General features: G+C 67.8%; 20 protein-coding genes and 1 pseudogene. 15 read left to right on the top strand and 6 right to left on the bottom strand.

The features are described from left to right. Positions 1 to 242: 242 nt before the first annotated feature. Complete coding sequence (gene ctrA / locus EDC64_RS22760; protein ID WP_132036075.1) at positions 243 to 944, bottom strand: response regulator transcription factor CtrA; 702 nt, start codon at positions 942 to 944, stop codon at positions 243 to 245. 467 nt (positions 945 to 1,411) lie between these two features. Between ctrA and EDC64_RS22755 the strand changes: the two genes are divergently transcribed. The 5 genes from EDC64_RS22755 to speB all read left to right on the top strand — a co-directional run bounded on the left by EDC64_RS22755 (position 1,412) and on the right by speB (position 6,501). Next, complete coding sequence (locus EDC64_RS22755) at positions 1,412 to 1,807, top strand: flagellar export protein FliJ (protein ID WP_132036073.1); 396 nt, start codon at positions 1,412 to 1,414, stop codon at positions 1,805 to 1,807. A 149-nt stretch (positions 1,808 to 1,956) separates the two neighbouring features. Next, positions 1,957 to 2,493, top strand: a complete 537-nt coding sequence (locus tag EDC64_RS22750; protein ID WP_132036071.1) for a sigma factor-like helix-turn-helix DNA-binding protein — start codon at positions 1,957 to 1,959, stop codon at positions 2,491 to 2,493. 45 nt (positions 2,494 to 2,538) lie between these two features. Then, positions 2,539 to 4,221, top strand: coding sequence for a hypothetical protein (locus EDC64_RS22745; RefSeq protein ID WP_132036069.1), 1,683 nt, complete (start codon positions 2,539 to 2,541; stop codon positions 4,219 to 4,221). 66 nt (positions 4,222 to 4,287) lie between these two features. Then, positions 4,288 to 5,385, top strand: coding sequence for a sulfate/molybdate ABC transporter ATP-binding protein (locus EDC64_RS22740; protein ID WP_132036067.1), 1,098 nt, complete (start codon positions 4,288 to 4,290; stop codon positions 5,383 to 5,385). Positions 5,386 to 5,517: 132 nt separating this feature from the next. Next, entirely contained in the window at positions 5,518 to 6,501 is a 984-nt protein-coding gene (speB, locus tag EDC64_RS22735) for an agmatinase (RefSeq protein ID WP_132036065.1), read from the top strand. Positions 6,502 to 6,534: 33 nt separating this feature from the next. Here the strand turns inward: speB and EDC64_RS22730 are convergent, their stop codons facing one another. Then, positions 6,535 to 7,278, bottom strand: a complete 744-nt coding sequence (locus EDC64_RS22730; protein WP_132036063.1) for a sulfite exporter TauE/SafE family protein — start codon at positions 7,276 to 7,278, stop codon at positions 6,535 to 6,537. Between the two features lie 97 nt (positions 7,279 to 7,375). Between EDC64_RS22730 and EDC64_RS22725 the strand changes: the two genes are divergently transcribed. Beyond that, the gene (locus tag EDC64_RS22725) at positions 7,376 to 8,398 is read left to right on the top strand and encodes a LysR family transcriptional regulator (protein WP_132036061.1); all 1,023 of its coding nucleotides are present in this window, start codon (positions 7,376 to 7,378) and stop codon (positions 8,396 to 8,398) included. On the opposite strand, the gene EDC64_RS22720 is transcribed toward EDC64_RS22725, so the two are convergent. Both EDC64_RS22720 and EDC64_RS22715 read right to left on the bottom strand, forming a co-directional pair. Further along, positions 8,344 to 9,198 carry an IclR family transcriptional regulator gene (locus tag EDC64_RS22720; protein ID WP_132036059.1) on the bottom strand — a complete coding sequence of 285 codons (855 nt, stop codon included), beginning with the start codon at positions 9,196 to 9,198 and terminating at the stop codon, positions 8,344 to 8,346. The two genes, EDC64_RS22725 and EDC64_RS22720, sit on opposite strands and share 55 nt — an antisense overlap. Before the next feature lie 16 nt (positions 9,199 to 9,214). Further along, entirely contained in the window at positions 9,215 to 10,426 is a 1,212-nt protein-coding gene (locus tag EDC64_RS22715) for a CaiB/BaiF CoA transferase family protein (RefSeq protein ID WP_132036057.1), read from the bottom strand. 218 nt (positions 10,427 to 10,644) lie between these two features. Between EDC64_RS22715 and EDC64_RS22710 the strand changes: the two genes are divergently transcribed. The 4 genes from EDC64_RS22710 (at position 10,645) to EDC64_RS22695 (ending at position 14,003) form a co-directional block, all read left to right on the top strand. Next, a complete protein-coding gene (locus EDC64_RS22710) occupies positions 10,645 to 11,490 on the top strand; it encodes an oxepin-CoA hydrolase, alternative type (protein WP_132036055.1) in 846 nt (281 codons plus the stop codon). A gap of 58 nt (positions 11,491 to 11,548) precedes the next feature. Beyond that, a complete protein-coding gene (locus tag EDC64_RS22705) occupies positions 11,549 to 12,379 on the top strand; it encodes an SDR family oxidoreductase (protein ID WP_132036053.1) in 831 nt (276 codons plus the stop codon). 67 nt (positions 12,380 to 12,446) lie between these two features. Then, positions 12,447 to 12,917 (top strand): MaoC family dehydratase, encoded by a 471-nt coding sequence (locus EDC64_RS22700; RefSeq protein WP_132036052.1) that lies wholly within the window; start codon positions 12,447 to 12,449, stop codon positions 12,915 to 12,917. A gap of 108 nt (positions 12,918 to 13,025) precedes the next feature. Continuing rightward, the gene (locus tag EDC64_RS22695; protein ID WP_132036050.1) at positions 13,026 to 14,003 is read left to right on the top strand and encodes a Bug family tripartite tricarboxylate transporter substrate binding protein; all 978 of its coding nucleotides are present in this window, start codon (positions 13,026 to 13,028) and stop codon (positions 14,001 to 14,003) included. A gap of 36 nt (positions 14,004 to 14,039) precedes the next feature. Here EDC64_RS22695 and EDC64_RS22690 read toward each other — a convergent pair whose 3' ends face one another. Then, positions 14,040 to 15,059, bottom strand: a complete 1,020-nt coding sequence (locus EDC64_RS22690) for a LysR family transcriptional regulator (RefSeq protein ID WP_132036048.1) — start codon at positions 15,057 to 15,059, stop codon at positions 14,040 to 14,042. Positions 15,060 to 15,251: 192 nt separating this feature from the next. Between EDC64_RS22690 and EDC64_RS22685 the strand changes: the two genes are divergently transcribed. The 5 genes from EDC64_RS22685 to EDC64_RS22665 all read left to right on the top strand — a co-directional run bounded on the left by EDC64_RS22685 (position 15,252) and on the right by EDC64_RS22665 (position 18,741). After that, entirely contained in the window at positions 15,252 to 15,923 is a 672-nt protein-coding gene (locus EDC64_RS22685; RefSeq protein WP_132036046.1) for a L,D-transpeptidase, read from the top strand. A gap of 341 nt (positions 15,924 to 16,264) precedes the next feature. Next, a complete protein-coding gene (locus EDC64_RS22680; protein WP_132036044.1) occupies positions 16,265 to 17,692 on the top strand; it encodes a tyrosine-type recombinase/integrase in 1,428 nt (475 codons plus the stop codon). Continuing rightward, positions 17,685 to 17,987, top strand: a complete 303-nt coding sequence (locus tag EDC64_RS22675) for a MerR family transcriptional regulator (RefSeq protein ID WP_132036042.1) — start codon at positions 17,685 to 17,687, stop codon at positions 17,985 to 17,987. The genes EDC64_RS22680 and EDC64_RS22675 overlap by 8 nt, the downstream gene beginning before the upstream one ends. A 12-nt stretch (positions 17,988 to 17,999) precedes the next feature. Beyond that, a complete protein-coding gene (locus tag EDC64_RS22670) occupies positions 18,000 to 18,368 on the top strand; it encodes a type II toxin-antitoxin system RelE/ParE family toxin (protein WP_132036040.1) in 369 nt (122 codons plus the stop codon). 1 nt (position 18,369) lies between these two features. Further along, positions 18,370 to 18,741 carry an XRE family transcriptional regulator gene (locus tag EDC64_RS22665; RefSeq protein ID WP_207916168.1) on the top strand — a complete coding sequence of 124 codons (372 nt, stop codon included), beginning with the start codon at positions 18,370 to 18,372 and terminating at the stop codon, positions 18,739 to 18,741. Between the two features lie 231 nt (positions 18,742 to 18,972). Here the strand turns inward: EDC64_RS22665 and EDC64_RS22660 are convergent. Beyond that, positions 18,973 to 19,899, bottom strand: a pseudogene (locus tag EDC64_RS22660) (IS1595 family transposase); the annotation flags it as partial. Between the last annotated feature and the right edge of the window lie 708 nt (positions 19,900 to 20,607).

Below are 20,607 nucleotides of genomic sequence, written 5' to 3'. Positions count from 1 at the left end.
CTGCTCGCAGCCGCCGCCCAGAACATCAAGAAGATCGCCCTCGTCACCGCCCCGGCAAAGGCCCGGCCAGCCTGAGCCCGCTCCCCCCAAAATCGCCCGACGCCATAGCCAAAAACCGACCGGCCCCAACCCAAACAAAAACCCCGCCGAAAAATCGACGGGGTTTGTCAGCGGTCTGAGGCCCCGCTCGGCGGGGCCTTTCTGCGATCAGGGGGCGATCCGAGCGTCGCCGGGCCGACGAATCAGACGGCGATCCGTTCTGCACCGGCCGAGGGTTCGCGCAGCACATAGCCGCGGCCCCAGACGGTCTCGATATAATTCTTCCCGCCGGACGCGTTCGCGAGCTTCTTGCGCAGCTTGCAGATGAACACGTCGATGATCTTCAGTTCGGGCTCGTCCATGCCGCCATAAAGGTGGTTCAGGAACATTTCCTTGGTCAGGGTCGTGCCCTTGCGGAGCGAGAGCAGCTCCAGCATCTGGTATTCCTTGCCGGTCAGATGAACCCGCGCCGCATCGACCTCGACCGTCTTGGTGTCGAGATTGACCACGAGGTCGCCGGTCTGGATCACCGACTGCGCGTGGCCCTTGGAGCGCCGCACGATGGCGTGGATCCGCGCCACCATCTCATCCTTGTGGAACGGCTTGGTGAGATAATCGTCCGCCCCGAAGCCGAAGCCCTTCACCTTGTCCTCGGTATTGGCGAGGCCGGAGAGGATCAGAATCGGCGTCTTGACCTTGGCGACGCGCAGGCTGCGCAGCACCTCGAAACCGGACATGTCGGGCAAGTTGAGGTCGAGCAAAATAATATCGTATTCGTACACCTTGCCGAGGTCGACGCCTTCTTCGCCGAGGTCCGTCGTGTAAACATTGAAGCTTTCGGACTTCAGCATCAGCTCGATGCTTTGGGCCGTCGCACTGTCGTCCTCGATGAGCAAGACGCGCATGGCAATCCCTTTCCTCGCACCAAGTCGAAAGGCGGCGCGCCGCCTTCCACGTGCCCAGGCGACAGCGTGAATCGGGTGAAGGATCTAGAATCGATTACCGAAACAGATTCTACAGCACAAGAGTCCCGTCAGAAATCTTTGTGTGCCGAACGGGATCGCCGACCCCGTTTGCCCACAGACCTCTCGCGCCCCTGGCCGCCGCCGTCATCAAACTGCCCCGGAGCCCCGGGGAGCCTCGGGCGGCCGCTGGAAACGGGGGCTTTTCAAGCCCTCGTCCCGCTGCGTCGCCCGAACCATGGAGGCATCATTAATGAAGGGGGTAAATGATTGGTTTCCGAGCGGGCGCCCGCGGCACTTTTTCCGCCGTCCACCGCAGCGGTAAGGAACGGGCAACCCCCTTGCGCCATGATCCCGCCTGCGGCCGGAAGGCCCCGGTTTCCGTCATGTGCTTCGGAGTGTCGCGTACCATGAAGTCGCGTGAGCCCCTGATCCGCGCCAAGCGGTTCCAGACCGAGGATGCGCGCCGCCGCCTCGCCCAGATCGACGGCATGATCGCGGAGTTCGATCGCATGTCGAACGAACTCGAACGCGACATCGCCACCGAGGAGGCCCGGTCCGGCATCGCCGATCCCAAGCACTTCGCCTATCCGCCATTGGCGGCCGCGGCCCGGCAGCGGCGGGACAATCTCGCGCGCTCGATTCAGGACTTGCGCGGCCAGCGCGACGAGGCGCGCGATGCCGTGAGCGAAGCCGAAGCCCAGCTCCAGCTCGCCGAAGCCGCAGGCGAGCGCGAGCGGGCGTCCGAAGCTGAGGCGATGGAGCGCCGCGCGGCGTGGCGCCAGGGCGAGCCCGCGCGCCTGTGAGACTGCGGCTTGGATCTCGATCCCGCAACCCGGGCGGGCGGTGACGGCTTTTTGCTGGCGAGCCGCCACGATTTGAGCTCAATTGAGCGGGCTGCGCCGCCACGATCCGTGTTGCGGTGCGCCATCATGCCCCATCGGGACGCGCCGCATTGATCGACCGAGACGCTCTCCGGGACCTCCTTGCAGCCAGTTCGGGCGGCGATCGCGCTGCCTTCGCGCAGGTGTTCCAGGCCGCCGGTCCGCGCCTCTACGGCATCGCATTGCGGATCCTGCGGCGGCCCGATTTGGCGACCGAGGCGCTTCGCCGGCATTTCGCCCGGCTATGGGCGGAGGCGGCGGCGTTCGCCGAGGAGGCCGATCTCGTCGCGGCGATGGCGGCCGACGTCCGCGCCGCCGCCCTCGATCTGGCACGCGCACAGCCCGAAGGCGTGTTCGCGCTGGAGCCGTTCGAGGTGGAGGAGGATCTCGAGGACCCGCTGGAGAGCGCACCCCACAGCCCGGACCTCCATGGTCTGCTCACCTGCCTCGGCCAGCTTTCCGAGGAGCGGCGCCGGATGGTGCTTCACGCTTATTATGACGGCTGGAGCCGCGAGGCCCTGTCGGTCTATTTCGATGCGCCGATCCACGCCGTGAACACCTGGATGTGGCGCAGCATTGGTGAACTCGATGCCGGCCTCCGGCCTTGAACGGCGCCCCATGACATCCCCTCGCGCCATGCCCCTCCGCTGTCCATGACGCCCCTCGACGAGCCCCTCCGCACCGCCGCGGAATATGTCATCGGCACGCTGGATGCGGCGGAGCGGGCGGCTGCACGCGAGCGGGCAGCGCGGGATCCCGGCTTCGCGGACCTGATCCGCCTCTGGGAGCGCCGGTTCGCGCCGCTCCACGAACTCTCCGCGCCCGTCCGCCCGCCGGCCACGCTGTGGGAGGAGATCCGCGCCGCGCTTCCGCCGGATGCGCCTGCGGAAGAGACGACGCCGACCGCCGAACCGACCGCCGCGAGCGATGCCGTTTCTCCCGTGGCCGACGACCCGCGCGGATCGGCGCCCCCGGCCGCGCCGGTGGATGCGGCGCCGTCCGAGACTGTGACGGTCGTCGAAGCCGAGGCCGGGCTGTCCGATCAAGCCCGTGCGGAGCCTTTGGACATTGGCGCGGCGGAGGTCGGTTCGGGGGAGGCCGCCGCAGCGCCGCCCGATGCCATTTCCGCGGATCCCGTCGTCGAGGCCGTGGCCGCCATCCCGGCCGCCGAGGGCGCATCTCTAAGGGCCCGGTCGGATGCGGACCCGCTCGCCCCGCCGTCGCTCGCCCCGCCACCCGTCGCCCTGCCGCTCCCACCACCGCCCCATGCCGCCCCGGCGGAAGACGGTCCGGGCGATCCATCCGGACCGTCCGGAGGGGAGGAGGCAGTCCCCGCTTCCGCCCTGGCGGCCGAACCCGCTCCGCCCGCCGTGGACGATGCACCAGCGCTCGTGCCCCCGGCGGTGCCCGACGCGACCCAGCCGGCGCTTCCTGGTCCGGCCTCGGACCCCGCAAAGGAAACCGCCGCGGCGGAGGGGGCGATTCACCCGCCCGCCGAGGCCGATCGCCGGCCCGCAGGGCGCGAACCGGCCGATGCACCGGCGCCGCCGCCTGAAACGGGACGCCCCGTCGCGCCGTCCGGCGCGGAGGCTGCGGACCGGCCGGCATCCGAAAGCGGGGCGGCCGAAACGGAAACCACCTCCGCCGCGCCGCCGCCGTCCCCTGCGGACGATCCGCTCTTCCCGGCGGATGCGTCCGCGCCGGCCGACGGGACGGCCACGGAGCCGGTGCCGCCGGCCGCCCCGCTCGGCGGCGATTTGCCCGACACCGGGTCCTCCGACGCACCGCTCGCCGCCGACATGCCCCCGCCCGACCCCGCAGGTTTGCGGGCCGCGTCCGAGGCAGGGGCATCGCCGCAACCCGCCGCGGCATCCCTTCCGCCCGCGGGCCCGGTCCCCGCCCGCAATCCGTGGCGGGTCGCCAGCGGCCTTCTCATGCTCGTCCTCCTGGGCGTCGCCGCGGCTGCGGTCTATCGCGAGGCATACCGGCCCGACGGGCCGGACCTGTTCGCGATGCTGCATCCGCAGCCCCAGCCGGGCGTCGCCGTGACCCTCGATCTCGACGGCGGGGAAATCGCCGTGCTGCAGGTCCCGGCCCCGCCGCCGCAGGGCCAGCGCTATCATCTCTGGATCACCTCCGCCGCCTTCGGAACGCGGCATCTGGCGGTGTTCGACGCGGAGGGGCGACTTCCCTCCGAGGCACTGGCCGCCTTGCGGCGCGGCGTGCCCCGCGATGCGACCCTCCTGGTGACCCTGGATGCGGCGGACGCCACCACGCTCTCCACCCCGATCCTCTATTCCGGACCGGCGCTCGGGCCGCAGGCCGGCGTTCCCTGACGGCCGGCTTCGTGCCATAAGCGCCCCGCTCGGCGCCGCGCGCCGCCCCCCGCTTCGGATGCCTTCATGACCGCTGCCGTCGCCGTCGAGAATGCCGTCAAGACCTTCGGCCCCCATCGGGCGCTGGCGGGCATCTCGCTCGATGTCCAGCCGGGAGAATTGGTGGCGTTGCTCGGACCGTCCGGCTCGGGCAAGACCACCTTGCTGCGCGTCGTCGCCGGGCTCGAAGGGCTCGATGCGGGGCGCGTTCTCCTCGACGGGGCGGACGCGACGACGGTGCCGGTGCGCCATCGCGGTATCGGCTTCGTGTTCCAGCATTATGCCCTGTTCCGCCACATGACGGTGGGGGACAACATCGCCTATGGCCTGCGCTCGCGCCCGCGCACCAGCCGTCCGTCGGAGGCCGAGATCCAGGCGCGCGTGGCGGAGCTTCTGGGTCTGATCCAGCTCGACGGCTATGGCCGCCGCTTTCCGGCGCAACTCTCCGGCGGCCAGCGCCAGCGCGTCGCGCTCGCCCGCGCCCTCGCCATCGAGCCCAAGGTGCTGCTGCTCGACGAGCCGTTCGGCGCGCTCGACGCGCTGGTGCGCAAGGAATTGCGGGCCTGGCTTCGGGCGCTGCACGACCAGACCGGCCATACCACCCTGTTCGTCACGCACGACCAGGAGGAGGCGTTGGAACTCGCCGACCGGGTGGTGGTGATGAGCCAGGGCCGGATCGAGCAGGTGGGGACGCCGGACGACGTCTATGACCGTCCGGCCACGCCGGACGTGTTCGGCTTCATGGGGGAATCGAGCCGGCTCGAGGTCGAGGTGGCGGACGGGCTGGTGCGGGTCGGCGGCCAGACGATCGCGGCTGCGGCGGATCCGACCCCGGACGGGCCGGGATCGCTCTTCGTGCGGCCGCACGACATCACCGTCTCCATGCCGGGCGTGCCCGGGGCGGATGCGGTCGTGCTCGGCTTCCGCCGCCACGGCTCGACCCGGCTGCTCGAAGTCGAGGTCGGCGGCGGCCGCCTGGAAGCGAGCATCGCACCGACGGTCCGGGTGCCCAACGGGGCGAAGGTCTCGGTGCGGCTCGACCGCGCGCGGCTTTATCCGCGTGGCGGCGGGGCGGTGGATTGTCGTCCGCCGCGCGCACATCAGGCCGGCGAATACGCCATCTGACGCAAACCGCGCTCTTCGCGCGCCGCGCCGCTTGCCCTGTCCGCCGGTCGATTGTATCGGGACGCCGCGCCCCGTGCCGGACGCGCCGCGCGGCGGCTACCCGGCGCCCGGGCGCGTGTGGGGAGGTTTCCCGTGAGCGATGATCCCTTGAGCCCCCGGCCGGTCGACCGGGCGCTGGACCCGTCCTTCCGCTTCGGCCAGTCCATGGAGCCCAATTATTCCGGCGCAGCCTCGTTCCTGCGGCGGCGCTACGCCAAGGATGGCGGCGGCGCCGACGCGGTGGTGTGGGGCGTGCCTCTCGACGTGACGGTGTCGAACCGGCCCGGAACCCGGTTCGGACCGCGGGCGATCCGCACCGCTTCCGCCATCATGGACGGCGATCCCTTCTACCCCTTCGGCATCGACCCGTTCGAGGCGATGGAGGTGGTGGATGTCGGCGATTGCGTGTTCGATTACGGCCTCGCGCACACCATCCCCGGGGCCATCGAGGCGCAGGCCAAGGCGCATTATGCCCGCGGCAGCCATCTGGTGACCCTGGGCGGCGACCATTTCCTCACCTATCCGCTGCTGAAGGCGCTGGTCGACCGGATCGGCGAACCCGTGGCGCTGGTCCAGTTCGATGCCCATCAGGACACATGGGACGATGACGGCACCCGCGTCGATCACGGCACCATGATCACCCGGGCGGTCAAGGATGGCCTGCTGCGCGTCGACCGCTCGGTTCAGGTCGGCATCCGCACCCATGCGCCGCAGACCTTCGGCATCGACGTCGTGCATGGCTTCCGCGCGGGCGAGATGGGGCCGCGCGATCTCGCCGCCCATATCCGCGCGCGGGTCGGGGATGCGCCGGTCTATGTGACCTTCGATATCGATTGCCTGGATCCGGCCTATGCGCCGGGCACCGGCACGCCGGTGTGCGGCGGGCTGACCACGCGCGAGGCGATTTCCTGCCTGCGCCTGATGGGGGATCTCGATCTGAAGGGCTTCGACGTCGTCGAGGTCTCGCCGCCCTTCGATCATGCCGAGATCACCGCCTTGGCCGGGGCGAGCCTCGCCGCCTGCTATCTCGGCCTGCTCGCGGAACGCAAGGCCAAAGGGCTTTCGATCGCGCTCTGAAAGCGGTCCCCCGGCGTTCGCTCCGGGGGCCATTCACCGCAGGGCGCCGGCGAGCATGTGTACGCCGAGCAGCAGCAGGCCGACCAGGAACCAGCGCCGGAACGCCGTCTGGCTGATCCGGCCACGGACCATCTGGCCGGCCCGCATGCCGAGGAGGGCCGGGACGATGGCCAGCCCCGAGAGCATCGCTTCGCCGAGGGGATAGGCGCCGCGCAGCGCGAGGCCGGCGCCCAAAGCGAGGGTGGAGACGGTGAAGGACAGGCCGAGCGCCTGGACCAGGTCGTCTTTCGCCAGCCCCAAGGCCTGCAGATAGGGCACGGCCGGGATCACGAACACGCCGGTCCCGCCGGTCACCGCCCCGGTGGTCAGGCCGATCACCGGCGCGAGCCACGCCTCGTGCCGGGGCGGCACGCGGATCTGGCGCGCGAGCAGCGAATAGGCGGCATAGGCGATGAGGGCGATGCCGAGCGCGGCGGTCGTCAGGCCGGTCGATCCGCGCGCGAGCAGCGACGTGCCGGCGAGCGTGCCGAGGGCGATCGCCGCCATCATCGGCCACAGCCGCGCGAGAAGCGGCGCGAGGCGCGGCCCGTCGAAAAGCTGCCAGACATTGGTGACGAGCGAGGGAACGACCAGGAGCGCCGCGGCCGCCACCGGCGAGAGGAGGGCGCCCAGAGCGCCCATGGCGACGGTCGGCAGGCCCATGCCGGTGACACCCTTGACCAGGCCGGCAAGGAAGAAGGTCGCGGCGACCGCGAGGAGGAGAGCGGGATCGGACATGCCGCATTCACGCCGATCCCCGCGCCATCCGCAATCCGGACGATCCTGAGGGCGCCTTCGGCTGGTCCGAAGGCTCGGGTGCGCCTATCCTGCTCCGATGCGCTTCGATCTCGCCGATCTCCGCCTGTTCCTCGCCGTGGTCGAGGCCGGCAGCATCACCGCCGGAGCGGCCGAGGCGAACCTGTCGCTCGCCGCGGCGAGCGAGCGCCTGCGCGAGATGGAGGCGGCCGGCGGCGTCGCGCTCCTGGTGCGCGGCCGGCGGGGAACCCTTCCCACGCAGGCGGGCGAGACGCTGGCGCACCATGCGCGGCGCGTGCTGCGCGAAATGGCGCGCCTCAAGGACGAACTCGGCGCCCATGCGGCGGGCCTTCGGGTGCGCATCCGCCTCCTCGCCAACACCGCGGCGCTGACCGAGTGTCTTCCGGACCGGCTGGGCGGCTGGCTCGCGGCGCACCCGCGCATCGATGTCGATCTCAAAGAGCGGACCAGCGTGGAAATCGCCGCGGCGGTCTCCGGCGGACTGGCGGACATCGGGATCCTTTCGGAGGCGGCGGCGACCTCATCGCTTCACCTCGTCCCGTTCGCCCGCGACCAATTGGTGGTGGTGGCAGCGCGCGACCATGCGCTCGCCGGGGCGAGGCGCGTGGGCTTCGCCGACCTACTCGGCCAGCGGTTCGTGGGCCTTACCGGCGGCGCGATCCAGGACCATCTGGAGGCGCAGGCCGCGCGGCTCGGCCGGCGCATGGTCTATCGCATCAAGGTCCGGACCTTCGAGGCGGTCTGCCGTCTCGCGGCGCACGGCGTCGGGCTCGGCATCGTTCCCGCGACCGCGGCCCGCCGGAGCCGCGGCCGGTCCGCCTTCGCCACGCTTCGCCTGTCCGACGGCTGGTCGCGACGCCGCTTGTGCATCTGCCATCGGCGCGACGCGGAACTCTCGCCGGTTGCCCGCGATCTGATCCGCCATCTGTCGGAGCCGGTGCGGAGGCCGGGCCGGGGGGCGGACCCGTCCATCTCAGACCTGCCTCTCTCGGACCTGCCTCTCTCGGACCTGCCGACCGGATCCACCTATCTCCTGCCGTTCGAGGCCTCGCCGCCCGCCAGGGTGAACACCCCGGAATAGCGCAGCGAGGCCGCCGCGCTGGCGAGGCGCGGGCCGAGATCGGTCTCGAAATAGTCCGCCTCGGCGCGATATTGCGGGACCGCGCAGGCGAGCGCGACGCACAGCCCGTCCTCGGTGCGCCCGAGCGGGGCGGCGGCGGCGACGAGGTCCGGGCGCCAGTCGCCATAGGAGACGCAGAAGCCCTCCTTCAGGCAGCGCGCGATGGCGGCATGGGTCTTCTCGGCGGACGCCGCGAACCCCTCGGGATGCAGGCTCTGCAAGTCCGCGATCTTGGCCGCGCGCTCGGGTTCCGGCAGCACGGACAGAAGCGACCAGCCGAGCGCGGACCGATGCAGCGGCCCGGTCTGGCCGATATCCGGAATGTGGGGCCAGCCCGGCGGATTGCCGGCGGTTTGGATATGGACGAACACGTCCCCCGACATGACGCCGAGCGAGCTGTTGCCGGCGCACATCTGTGCGAGCTCGCGCATCGGATGGAGCACGGCATGGCGCCAGGGCATTGCCGAGAGCACGGGATAGGTGAGGGCGAGAAGCTGCGGCGCGAGGCGGAACGTCTCCTTCGCGTCGCGCCGGAGATAGCCGAGATGGATGAGCGTCTTGCACAGACGCGAGACGGTCGGCCGATTGAGGCCGAGGCGGCGCGCCAGCTCGGCATTGCTGAGTGCCTGGTCCGCCGGGCCGAAGCACCGCAGCAACTCGATGCCGCGGATCAAGGTCGAAGAGAGCGAGGGGTCGATCGCGCCGGAATCGGACGCGGGACCCGCTTTAGGGCCCCGCTCGGCGCTGCTCTCCCCGCTCATCGGCGCGTCCTCGGGTTCAAATGATCTGCCGGTCCCGCAGGGATCGGATCTCGGCCTCGTCGAGGCCCAGGATCTCCTTGTAGATAAAATCGTTGTCCGCGGCCAAGCGCTTCGCGGCCCAACGGATCTTGCCCGGCTGCCGGGTGAAGCGCGGCACCAGGCCCTGCATCCGGACCGTGCCGAAATCCTCGTCCGGCACCTCCGCGATCGCCTTGCGGGCGACGAATTGCGGATCCTCGAAAATCTGGTCGATGGAATAGATCGGCGCGAGCGTACCGTTCGCCGCACGGAAGGCGCCGACCGCCTCCTCCTGGGTGTGGGCGGCGATCCAGCCGCCGAAGATCCGGTCGAGCGCGACGGAATTTTCCACCCGCGCGCCATTGGAGGCAAAGCGGGGATCCTGCGCCAGCTCCGGCCGGCCGATCGCGCGGGCATTGTTGGCGAAGGTCCGGTCGGTGCTGCCGGCGAGCGAGACATAGCGCTTGTCGGCGGTGAGATAGACGTCCGAGGGCGCGGAATACTGGTTCCGGTTGCCGCTGCGCCGGCGGATCTCGCCGAGCTGGTCATATTCGATAGCCAAAACCTCGACGATCCGGAACAGCGCCTCGGTCAGGGACAGATCGATCTCCTCGCCTTTGTCCCGGTCGCTCGTCGCCACCCGCCAGAGCGCGGCCATGATCGCGAAACTGCCGAACAGCGCGCCGATCGGATCGCCGATCGGATAACCGGGATGCATCGGCTTGCGGTCCGGATCGCCCGAAATGCCGGTCAGGCCGCCGATCGCCTCGAAGATGCGGGCAAAGCCCGGCAAACCGGCATCCGGTCCGTCCTGGCCGAAGGCGCTCGTGCGCAGCACGACGAGGCGCGGATTGGCGGCCCAGAGGGTTTCGATGTCGAGGCCCCAGCGCTCCAGCGTGCCCGGACGGAAATTCTCGACCAGGACGTCGCTCTTTGCCACCAGCTTCAGGAACAGGTCTTTGCCTTCCGGCCGGCGCAGATCGAGCGTGCCGAACAGCTTGCCGCGGTTCGTCACCTTCCACCACAGGGACGTGCCGTCCTTGAACGGCGGAAAGCCGCGCAAGCCGTCGCCGAGGCCGGGCAGCTCCAGTTTCACCACGTCCGCCCCGAAATCGGCCATCAAAGTCGCCGCCATCGGCCCGGCGATGATGGTCGCGATATCCAGCACCCGCAGCCCTTTGAGGGGGCCTTCCCCCGCCTCGCGCTCCATGACGTCTCCTCTGTTTCTTAAACGATATGCCATGTAGTTCTATTATTTTGAACAAAATACGCATTTGAACAAATTTTAATTGCGAGACGCGGCATGTGGCGTTAGCGTCGATGCATTGAGGGAGAGAACGATCCAACGAGCGGGAACGCGATGGCGACAAAGCCGGGCGCTTTCCGCCCTGCCGCCACGCTCGGCGTGGTGCGGCTGGAGTGGCGCACGTGACCGGACACGACGAAACCACCACCCGATTGCGGGCCGAGCGGCGCGGCGCGGTGCTGCTGCTGACGCTCGACGGGCCGCGAAGCCGCAATGCGGTCGGGCCCGACATCTATCCCCAGGTGCAGGCGCATCTCATTTCGGCGGCGACGGACCCCGGACTGCGCGCCGTGATCCTGACCGGGGCAGGGGGATTCTTCTCCTCCGGCGGCCATGTGCGCGCCCTCCAGGACAGTGCCCAGGGCACGCTCGCCGCGGCGACGACGAACACCGACAAGCTCAATGCCATGATCAAGGCGATCGTCGACTGTCCGCTCCCGGTCATCGCGGCCGTCGAAGGTGGCGCCGCGGGCGCCGCCTTGGGCATGGTGCTCGCCTGCGACCTGATCGTCGCCGCGCGCGATGCGAAATTCACCGTCGCCCATGTCCGCGTCGGGCTCAGCCCCGATGGCGGGGTGACGCATTTTCTCGCGGCCGCGATGCCCCGCCAGGCGGTGATGGCGATGTGTCTCCTCGGCGAGCCGGTCGGGGCCGCGGATCTGGCGCAGGCCGGCATCGTCACCACGCTCGCCGCGCCGGGGACCGCCCTCGACACCGCGCTCGCGCTCGCCCACCGCCTCGCGGACGGGCCGCCATGCGCCATCGGGCGCATCAAGCACCTCGTCACGACCGGGCGGCAGGCCGCGCTCGCGACCCATCTGGATGCGGAGGCGCAGGCCCTCAACCGCGCCCGGTTCGGCCGGGAAGCCGCAGAGGGGCTGGCGGCCTTCCGCGAGAAGCGCCGGCCCGATTTCAATGCCGGTTGCGATCCGGCGCCGACGCCCGTCGCGGGACGCGCGCTCTGTTAAAACAGGGGTGCGGGCCGCTCAGAGCCGGCGCGCGCCACATCGGATCCGGGAGGGCACCATGGAAGCTCCATTGAAGGGGCGCACGCTTTTCATCACCGGCGCGAGCCGGGGCATCGGCCGGCAGATCGCCCTGACGGCGGCCGCGCAGGGCGCGAACATTGTGATCGCGGCGAAGTCGGACGTGCCCCATCCCAAGCTGCCGGGCACCATCCACACGGTTGCCGAAGAGGTCCGCGAGCGCGGCGGCCAGGCGCTCGCCGTAAAGGTGGACGTGCGGGACGACGCGTCGATCGCCGCGGCCATGGCGGCGACCGCCGCCACCTTCGGGCGCCTCGACGGCGTCGTCGCAAATGCCGGGGCGATCCGGCTGGAGCCGGCCGCGACCATCGAGATGAAGCGCTTCGACCTGCTCTATCAGGTGAATACGCGTGCGCTTCTCGCCGTCACCAAGGCGGCGCTCCCGCTCCTGGAAGCGGCCGACAATCCCCACGTTTTGAGCATGTCGCCGCCGATCAGCCTGCGTTCCGACTGGCTCGCGCCGTACATTCCCTACACCGTGACCAAGTTCGGCATGACGCTGCTCTGCCTGGGCATGGCCGAGGAGTTCCGCGGCAAGGGGATCGCCGTCAACGCGCTGTGGCCGCGCACCACGATCGCCACCGCCGCGGTGCAGTTCGAGGTCGGCGCCGATTATATCGCGCGCTCCCGCACGCCGGCGATCGTCGCCGATGCGGCGTGTCTGATCCTCGCCTCCCCCGCGCGGGACAATACCGGGCAGACCCTGCTGGACGAAGAGGTGCTGCGCCGCGCGGGACGCACCGATTTCGACATGTATCGCAACAGCCGGACCGAAGAAGACCTCGCGCTCGATCTGTTCGTCGAGCGGTGAGGAGGACCGGCGCGCGGCGCCCCGGGGGCCGCGCCCGATCGGGTCCGTCATACCGAGGTGAGAGACCATGCAGGTGACGCGGATCGCGAAGGAGGCCTATCAAGCGGGGCTCGGCCGGGAGATCGGCGTGTCCCGCTGGATCGAGATCGACCAGAGCCGGATCGACCGGTTCGCGGACTGCACGGGCGACCGGCAATATATCCATGTCGATCCCGCGCGCGCCCGCCGCGGCCCGTTCGGAACGACCATCGCCCATGGCTTCCTCACGCTCTCGCTGATCCCTGAAATGGCCCGCGACATCCCGCAGATGGAGGGCGTCACGATGAGCGTGAATTACGGGATGAACCGCATGCGCTTCATCGCGCCGGTGCCGGTCGGCAGCCGGATCCGCGGCCGCTTCGCTCTGACGGCGTTCGATGAGCTGGGCCCGCGCGACGTGCAGACGACGATCGCGGTCACCATCGAGATCGAGGGCGCTCCGAAGCCGGCCGTGGTCGCCGAATGGCTCGTCCGCCGGCATTTCGGCGACGGGCCTTAACGCCGACCCGGCCGCCGCGCCGGGCTACGGCGATCGCACGCCGGCGAACATTTGCAGCCAAGAAGATCGACCACCGCAGAACAACAAAGTCGGGTCAGGGAGGACAATATGAAGATCACACGCAGGGCTGTGCTGGGAGGCCTCGCAACGGGGCTGGTCGCCTATCCTTCGTTGCGCGCGCAGGCGAAGGAGGATTGGCCCGCGCGTCCCATCAAGCTGATCTCGCCTTATGGTCCGGGCGGCGCGAACGACATTTCGCTGCGGCTTCTGGCCGACCGGCTCGAACAGGAAACGAGCCTGAAATTCTTCGTCGAGAACCGGCCGGGCGGGGGCACGCGGATCGCCAATGCCGCGGTCGCCCGCGCCGAGCCCGACGGCTACACCTTTCTTTATGCCGCCGCGCCTTATGCGACCGCCGAAGCCTTGGCCGGCAAGCTGAGCTACGACCCGCGCAAGGATCTGGTGCCGGTCGCGATGGCGGTGGTCGCGCCGATCTTCCTGATCGTCAATGCGCACGCGCCCTACAAGACCCTCGACGCCTTCATCGCCTATGGAAAATCCAAGCCGGACGGGCTCACGTTCGGCTCGCCGGGCGCCGGCTCGCAGCCGCATCTGGCGGCCGAGCTTCTGTTCAAGGATGCCGGGGTCAAGGGGCTCAACGTCCAGTTTCGCGGCGATGCCCCGGCCTATACGGAATTGCTGGCCGGGCGCATCGACGCGACCTTGACCGCGATCAGCGCGGCCCTGCCGCACATCGAGAGCGGCGGCCTCAGGGTTCTGGGCTGCGCTTCGGCCCAGCGCAGCGCCGTCTATCCCCAGGCGCCGACCTTGCGCGAGCAGGGGCGCAACGTGGTCGCGGAAGGCTGGTACGGTTTCATGGCGCCGGCCGGAACCCCGGCCGCGATCCTCGACCGCATGCAGACGGAGATTCTGCGCGTCCTCGCCGAGACCGAGATGCAAAAGAAGCTGGTGGTGCGCGGCCTCGAGGCGCGGGGCGGGACCGGCGCGGCATTCGGCGCCTTCATCGAGGACGAAACCCGCAAATGGAGCGCGATCATCCGCGAGGCGGGCATCAAGGAGGGCTGACCGCGGCGCACTCTGCCAGGACGGGACGGACCGGGATTATGCCCGATCCGCACGGCCATCGACCGGGGCGGGGAACCGGGCCGGCAGATCCTCCGGCATGGTGTCGGGTGCGTCCATCGCGCGGGCGTCGGGCGGGGCGGTGTCGCGTCCGCTCATGATGCCCGGGACGTTGCGCAGCGCCGGCACCGCGAAGTCCGTGAACGCCCGCACCACGGGCCGCATGAAACGGACGGAGGGATAAGCCAGGAACGCCTCGGTGGGCCTCACCTCGTATTCGGGGAGAATGCGCACCAGGCGTCCGTCCGCCAGCTCGCTGTCGACCAGCAAATGTTGGACCGGGCCCGCGGCATGCCCCGCGACCAGAGTGGCGACGATGACTTCGGCATTGTTGGTCCGCAGCGCCGCGCGCACCGGCAGCTCGGTCGCTGCGTTGTCCCGGTCGCGCAGCGCCAGCACGTCTTGCTTGGAGAGGAGGGATTCGCTGGTGATCAGCGCGACCTCCGACAGGCGGGCGAGCGTATCGATCGGCCCGAATCGCGCGAGGAAGCTCGGCGCCGCGACGAGGATCCGGCGGATCGCGCCGAGGCGGCGGATGATGAGATTCTGGTCGGCCGGCCGGCCATATCGGATCGCGAGATCGAAATTCTCGTAGACGAGATCGATTTCGCGGTTGTCCAGCACCAGATCGGCCGTGACGGCCGGGTAGGTGCGCTGGAAGTCCATCACGATGCCGTGCAGGTGCTTGGCGCCGACGCACGAGGGCGCATGGATGCGCAGATGACCTTCCACCGCGCCCATGTCCCGGCGCACCCCTTCCAAAGCCGCGTCGATCGAGACCAGGGCTTCCCGGCTGACGGTGTAGAGAGCCTGGCCTTGGGAGGTCGGCCGCACGATCCGTGACGAGCGCTCGAGGAGACGGGCGCCGACATGGCGCTCAAGATTGCGAAGATGCTTTGTCACGGCGGGCTGGGAGATGGCCAGGTCGCGGGCGGCTGCGGTGACCGAGCCACGCTCGACCGTGCGGACGAAGGCCCGGAGGGCGGCGGCAATATCCATGTCACGAACCTCACGCGGGGCCGGCGTCCGGCGAGCGGTCGAGCGCCACTCGGTCATCGGTGCGGAAGAGACTACCCGAATCTCACATAACCGAAAGTTATGAGGGTCATTCTGCCATGCGGAATCGACGCGGCGCGTTCGCTATGGTTTTGCTGTCCGCGCAGGAATCTCGCGCGAGGATGTGGACGGCGAATGAGCATCAGCAGACGTGGGTTTATCGCCGGAGCCTCCCTCGCTTTGGCCGGATGCGTGACGCGCGAGCAGCCAGGCCCCGACCTTTCCGCACCCTTGGTCGATCCGTTCTACGCCTCGATGTACGCAGCCATCGACACGGAACCCTATCCGGTTCCGGCCATCGATCTCGCCGAAGTGAGGCCCGAATTCCTGCGCCGCGAAGTGGCCTATCGCACAAGCGAGCCGCCGGGCACCATCGTCGTCGATCCCGTCGCCCGCTACGCTTATCTGGTGCGTGAGAATGGGCGCGCGCTGCGCTACGGCGTCGGCGTCGGCCAGGAAGAAGCTTTCAATTTTCGCGGCGCGGCGACCATCGCCCGGAAGGCCGAATGGCCCGGCTGGCGCCCGACGCCCGACATGATCCGGCGCGATCCGGACCGCTACGGACCGGTCAGGGACGGCCTCCCCGGCGGCCCCGGCAATCCGCTCGGCCCGCGCGCGCTCTATCTCTATCGCGACGGCCGGGACACCTATTACCGCCTGCACGGCACGGTCGAGCCCTGGAGCATCGGCACCATGGTGTCGTCGGGCTGCATCCGCCTGCTGAACCAGGACATCATCGACCTCTACCGGCGCGTCCCCATCGGCTCGCGGGTGGTCGTTCTGCCGGCGCGTCCCGCGGCCGCTTGATCGATATCCGGCAGGTCGAAAGGGAGGCGCCTTCGCGGACCGCACGGGGGAAGAACCCATGGGGATCCATGCCCCGGTCCCGACCTTCTCAAGCCCGTCCGTGGGCGATGGTGCGGGCGGTCGGAATCGAACCGACACTCTGTCACCAGAACCGGATTTTGAGAGACCGGATATGCCCTATCCTTTGTGTATCCGGCAGTATCCGTTTTCCCGATAACCGATTGTCAGCACTAGCTTTTTTCGGTTCTCAGATCACACATGCCTAGCCGGACGTACGCCATGGTTGGCTTTCTAGGTGCACCTATGTTGCACCTGAAATCCGACCTCAACGGAGGTTAGGAATGCCCAAAATCAAACTCACCAAGACCGCTGTAGACGCCGCAACCCCGCAGGAGCGCGATTACGAACTCCGGGATACGACGATACCGGGGTTCCTTGTCAAGGTCACCCCGACCGGCCGCAAGATTTTCATGGTCGCCTATGTCGCCCACAACGGCCAGCGCCGAAAGCCCGCTGTCGGCCGCTTCGGTGAGATCACCGTCGAGCAGGCCCGCGGGATCGCCCAGGACTGGTTGGCCGAGGTACGGCGAGGCGTCGATCCCAGCGCCGAGCGGGCGACAGCCCGGCAGGCGCCCACGGTCAAGGAACTCTTCGACCGCTTCATCACAGACTACTCGGAGAGCCGCAACAAGCCGTCCACCGTCCATTCGAACCGCGGCTACGGCAAGCGCTACATTATTCCGGTACTCGGCCAGTTGAAGGTGCCCGACGTCACGCGCGCCGACATCTCCAACCTGATGAAGAAGATGTCGAAGAAACCGACCAACGCGAACCGCGTCCTCGCGGCGGTGCGGAAGATGTTCAACATGGCCGAGGTCTGGGGCATGCGCCCCGACGGGTCGAATCCCTGCCGCCACGTCCCGAAGTACCCGGAACGGGGAAAGACCCGGTTGATCACCGACAGCGAGATGAAGAAGCTCTTCGCGTACCTCGCGCGCGCCGAGACGGAGGGGCTTGAGCATCCCTTCATCCTCCTCGCGATCCGACTCCAGTTCGAATTCGCCGCGCGGATGTCCGAGATCCTCCAGCTCGAATGGTCGTGGATCGATTACGATAATCGGCGCGTCGTCTGGCCCGACAGTAAGACCGGTGGCATGTCCAAGCCCATGAGCGCCGAAGCGCAGCGGCTCTTCGAAACCGCGCCGCTCCTTGAGGAATCGCCGTTCGTCTGCCCGTCCGTCTTCGATCCCAACCTGCCTATGTCGAAGCACACCTATTACCAGGGCTGGCGGCGCATCCTTGAGCGTGCCGGGCTCCCGCATATTGGAACGCATGGCATCCGCCATCGCTCGGCGACCGACATCGCCAACTCCGGCATCCCGGTGAAGGTCGGCATGGCGCTCACCGCCCACAAGACGGTGACCATGTTCATGAAATACGTCCACACCGAGGACGATCCCGTGCGAGCCGCGGCAGAAGCGGTGAACCAGCGGCGGCAGGCGTTGCTTGGTGGTCACCCGGCGTGCCCGCCTCCCATCCCGACGCCGACGCCGGCGCCGGTTGTGGACGTGCCTTCGGTGGCGCCTGAAATCGAGGCGATCGAGCCGGTACTGACGGCGGCCGGCAAGCCCCTTGGCTACGAGGACGGCCAATATGCCTCCCGCACCAAGCTCGGAAACTATCGTCCGTTCCGTCATCGCTCCGGGGAAAACCGCGCCGTTCCTCCTGGCACCAAACGCGACGAGCCGAAAGAGGCGAGCCATGCGTAAGGACGCCAACCCGCAGCGCCGTTGGCCTACGCCAGACATCCTGCGTCGCGCCAGGTTCGTCGATGACGCTGGCCCGATCCGCTTCGTCGATACCGAGGCGGCCGCCCGCTACCTCGCCCTCGAAGCGCATACGCTCGAATGCTACCGCTCGCTGGGTGGCGGACCTGTCTTCCATAAGTTCGGAAAATGGGTCCGCTACGCAGTCGACGATCTCGATGCCTGGGCTGAGAGTTGCCGTCGTGTGACCACGGCGTCGCCGGCGGCGGCGCGCATCCTTCCCATTGACCGCACATAGCTTGGAGGCTATATGACTTGGGAAGTCAGATTGCATCCTGCCTTTGAGGACGAGGTTCTGGCCTTCGAGCGAGACGTCCGTATCGCACTGGCCGCCGCCGCCAAGCTGCTTGCCGATTTCGGCCCGCAGCTTGGCCGGCCCTACGCCGACACGCTCAAGGGGTCCGGGCACGCCAATATGAAGGAGCTGCGGTTCGAGGCCGCCGATGGCGAATGGCGAGCCGCCTTCGCCTTCGACCCGGAGAGAAAGGCGATCGTGCTCGTCGCGGGCGACAAGTCGGGTGGAAGCCAAAAGCGCTTCTACAGGAGCCTGATCGCAAAAGCGGATTTACGGTTTTCCGACCATCTGGAAAGCCTGAAATCCGCAAAGAAGGGAAAGTGAGATGGCACGGAGCCTGAACGAATTCATTGCTGAACTCCCCTTGGAAGAACAAGCGGAGATCGAGGCGCGCTACCAGGTCCTCAAGCAGGAAGTCGAAGGTCTGCGAGAGCTGCGCCAGATCGCCGGCAAGGCGCAGGCCGACATCGCGACTGCGCTGAACATCAAGCAGCCTTCGGTCTCAAAGATCGAGAAGCAGGCGGACATGTATCTTTCGACGTTGCGGAGTTACGTCGAGGCTGTGGGCGGCAAGCTGGAATTGATCGTGAAACTTCCCAGCAGGCCGGAGCTACGCCTGGACCACCTCGGAGACATGGCCGTTCATCCGATCTCGACTGAAAGAACAGTGCGGCGGCGCTCTGCCGCGCGATCATAGTTCGGGTTCGTAGAACGCCGCTCCGCGGAGGCTCTCGAAAGAGGCTTATCCCGTTGTCCCAGGTGCCACCATATCTAGCGACTGCCCTGTCTCTGACGCCTGATTTTGGTCGTCGGTCTGGGCTCTGCGTGAGCTGTCCTGGAGCATTCCGGTCGCTGACTTTCTCCGGCGTGGCGCACGCCTGAGCACCACGTCGCCCTTGCGGGGGTTGGTGCGGCCGATGATGTCCCAATAGCTCGTGGGCTCATGGTGGGTGGCGAGACCGAGTATCGTTTCGAACGGGGCGTGCCTGTAGAAGCGGCGATTATAGCGGAAGACGAACTCGTTGAGATAGGTATCGATATGTTTGCGGCGCAGGCCGTGATACGTGCCCAGCCCCCACCGCTTCATCAACGAGAAGACCCGGTGAATCCATGGCAGCACGACATGCGCTGCCATCTTGCCGACCACCCGCGGGTCATGCCGGTAGTCGGTCAGTCCGGGATAGGATGCGTGACCGTCGGTGAGCAGCGTGGCCCCAGGCTTCACATTGGCTCTCACGAAGGCCTCGATCGACGCGGCGGAATTGTCCGCGATCATGGCAAGGCGAATGCGACCGGATCTCGTATCGAGGTATTTGGCCCCTTTTCGCCGTGGCTTGGCCTCATTCGTGTCGCGATCGATCACCTCGACGGCACCGGCAATGAGGATTTTCCCGGAGTTGCCGGGATCGAAGAACGTGTCGCCAGTTCGGAAAGGGATTTCCGCTTGATCGACTTCAACGACCCCTTCGAGAGGTTCCCGATCCGGATCGACCATCGATCGCCGCAGCTTCTGTGTCAGCAGCCACGCGGTCTTGTAGGTGAGACCGAGTTGATCCTCCAACTGCCGCGCCGACATCCCGTTGGAATGCGTCGACATCAGATGCGCGGCCCAAAACCAAACCGTCAGCGGGAGCTTGGAGCGATGCATCACTGTGCCAGCCGTGATCGAGGTCTGACGACCGCAGTCGAGGCATTCATACGTGTGCGCCCGGCTCTTCAGGATCGCCGCGCGGACGCTACCGCACAGAGGACAGGCGAAGCCGTCAGGCCAGCGCCGTGCGAGCAAAAATGCCGCGCAGCCCGCCTCGTCGGGAAACGCCTCCTGGAATTCTGTAAGCGATCGCGCCCTGGCCATCGGCTGTCCCGTCATAGCCACCGTTCCGGCAGCCCATCAGGGTCAAGATACCACATTTAGGGCGACCTGGGACAACGGGATAAGCCTCTCTCGAAATGTCTCCAGTTATGCAAAGCCTAAAGGAATTCGCCGCCTTGCCTCGATCAGCGTCCTGGGTGATGAACAGAAGGGGAATTCTATCGAGACGCGAGTCGTCTGTTTCGGGGTGGGTGCGTTGACCGGTACTAAGATCATTCGTGATACACTTGCGCGCCACCGTGAACAGCCGTCGATCGGTCTAGGCCTAACCTTCCCGATCAATTGGCAGATCGATTCAGACCTCGGCTCGGCTCTAACCAAAGATCTCGGCGGCACTGGCGTAGCTTGGGAGATACGTCGCGCCACTCCCAGCCTGTGGCAGTCCATCCCGTCAAAGTGCGGTCTCTACATGTTCGTTTACCGCTCCCATCTGAAGATGAATCTCGAAGATGGAAGCGACCATCAGGCGACTTGGGTGCTCTACGTCGGCAGGGCTGGGAGTTCAGAGAGCGCGCGCACACTCAAGGAGCGATACCGCAGCGAATACGGGAAGTATGTCGGTGGCGACCCGGAAAACCTCTGGTCAAGCGATCCACTAGGAGCCTGTCGGACTTGAGGCGACCGGCGAGATGCGATTCGGTGTCATTGAGTGATTCTCCTGGATTGAGCGCCGCCGATGAGCAATTTCCG

This window comes from Aquabacter spiritensis, from assembly GCF_004346185.1.
GTDB classification, from domain to species: domain Bacteria; phylum Pseudomonadota; class Alphaproteobacteria; order Rhizobiales; family Xanthobacteraceae; genus Aquabacter; species Aquabacter spiritensis.
This window is presented reverse-complemented; position numbering and strand designations above follow the sequence as displayed.

What these genes read in the sequence shown, in the direction of transcription:
- ctrA (WP_132036075.1), bottom strand. Translation starts at nt 944, where the DNA reads ATGCGCGTCTTGCTCATCGAGGACGACAGTGCGACGGCCCAAAGCATC.
- EDC64_RS22755 (WP_132036073.1), top strand. Translation starts at nt 1,412, where the DNA reads ATGAAGTCGCGTGAGCCCCTGATCCGCGCCAAGCGGTTCCAGACCGAG.
- EDC64_RS22745 (WP_132036069.1), top strand. Translation starts at nt 2,539, where the DNA reads ATGACGCCCCTCGACGAGCCCCTCCGCACCGCCGCGGAATATGTCATC.
- EDC64_RS22740 (WP_132036067.1), top strand. Translation starts at nt 4,288, where the DNA reads ATGACCGCTGCCGTCGCCGTCGAGAATGCCGTCAAGACCTTCGGCCCC.
- EDC64_RS22730 (WP_132036063.1), bottom strand. Translation starts at nt 7,278, where the DNA reads ATGTCCGATCCCGCTCTCCTCCTCGCGGTCGCCGCGACCTTCTTCCTT.
- EDC64_RS22725 (WP_132036061.1), top strand. Translation starts at nt 7,376, where the DNA reads ATGCGCTTCGATCTCGCCGATCTCCGCCTGTTCCTCGCCGTGGTCGAG.
- EDC64_RS22720 (WP_132036059.1), bottom strand. Translation starts at nt 9,198, where the DNA reads ATGAGCGGGGAGAGCAGCGCCGAGCGGGGCCCTAAAGCGGGTCCCGCG.
- EDC64_RS22715 (WP_132036057.1), bottom strand. Translation starts at nt 10,426, where the DNA reads ATGGAGCGCGAGGCGGGGGAAGGCCCCCTCAAAGGGCTGCGGGTGCTG.
- EDC64_RS22705 (WP_132036053.1), top strand. Translation starts at nt 11,549, where the DNA reads ATGGAAGCTCCATTGAAGGGGCGCACGCTTTTCATCACCGGCGCGAGC.
- EDC64_RS22700 (WP_132036052.1), top strand. Translation starts at nt 12,447, where the DNA reads ATGCAGGTGACGCGGATCGCGAAGGAGGCCTATCAAGCGGGGCTCGGC.
- EDC64_RS22695 (WP_132036050.1), top strand. Translation starts at nt 13,026, where the DNA reads ATGAAGATCACACGCAGGGCTGTGCTGGGAGGCCTCGCAACGGGGCTG.
- EDC64_RS22690 (WP_132036048.1), bottom strand. Translation starts at nt 15,059, where the DNA reads ATGGATATTGCCGCCGCCCTCCGGGCCTTCGTCCGCACGGTCGAGCGT.
- EDC64_RS22685 (WP_132036046.1), top strand. Translation starts at nt 15,252, where the DNA reads ATGAGCATCAGCAGACGTGGGTTTATCGCCGGAGCCTCCCTCGCTTTG.
- EDC64_RS22680 (WP_132036044.1), top strand. Translation starts at nt 16,265, where the DNA reads ATGCCCAAAATCAAACTCACCAAGACCGCTGTAGACGCCGCAACCCCG.
- EDC64_RS22675 (WP_132036042.1), top strand. Translation starts at nt 17,685, where the DNA reads ATGCGTAAGGACGCCAACCCGCAGCGCCGTTGGCCTACGCCAGACATC.
- EDC64_RS22670 (WP_132036040.1), top strand. Translation starts at nt 18,000, where the DNA reads ATGACTTGGGAAGTCAGATTGCATCCTGCCTTTGAGGACGAGGTTCTG.
- EDC64_RS22665 (WP_207916168.1), top strand. Translation starts at nt 18,370, where the DNA reads ATGGCACGGAGCCTGAACGAATTCATTGCTGAACTCCCCTTGGAAGAA.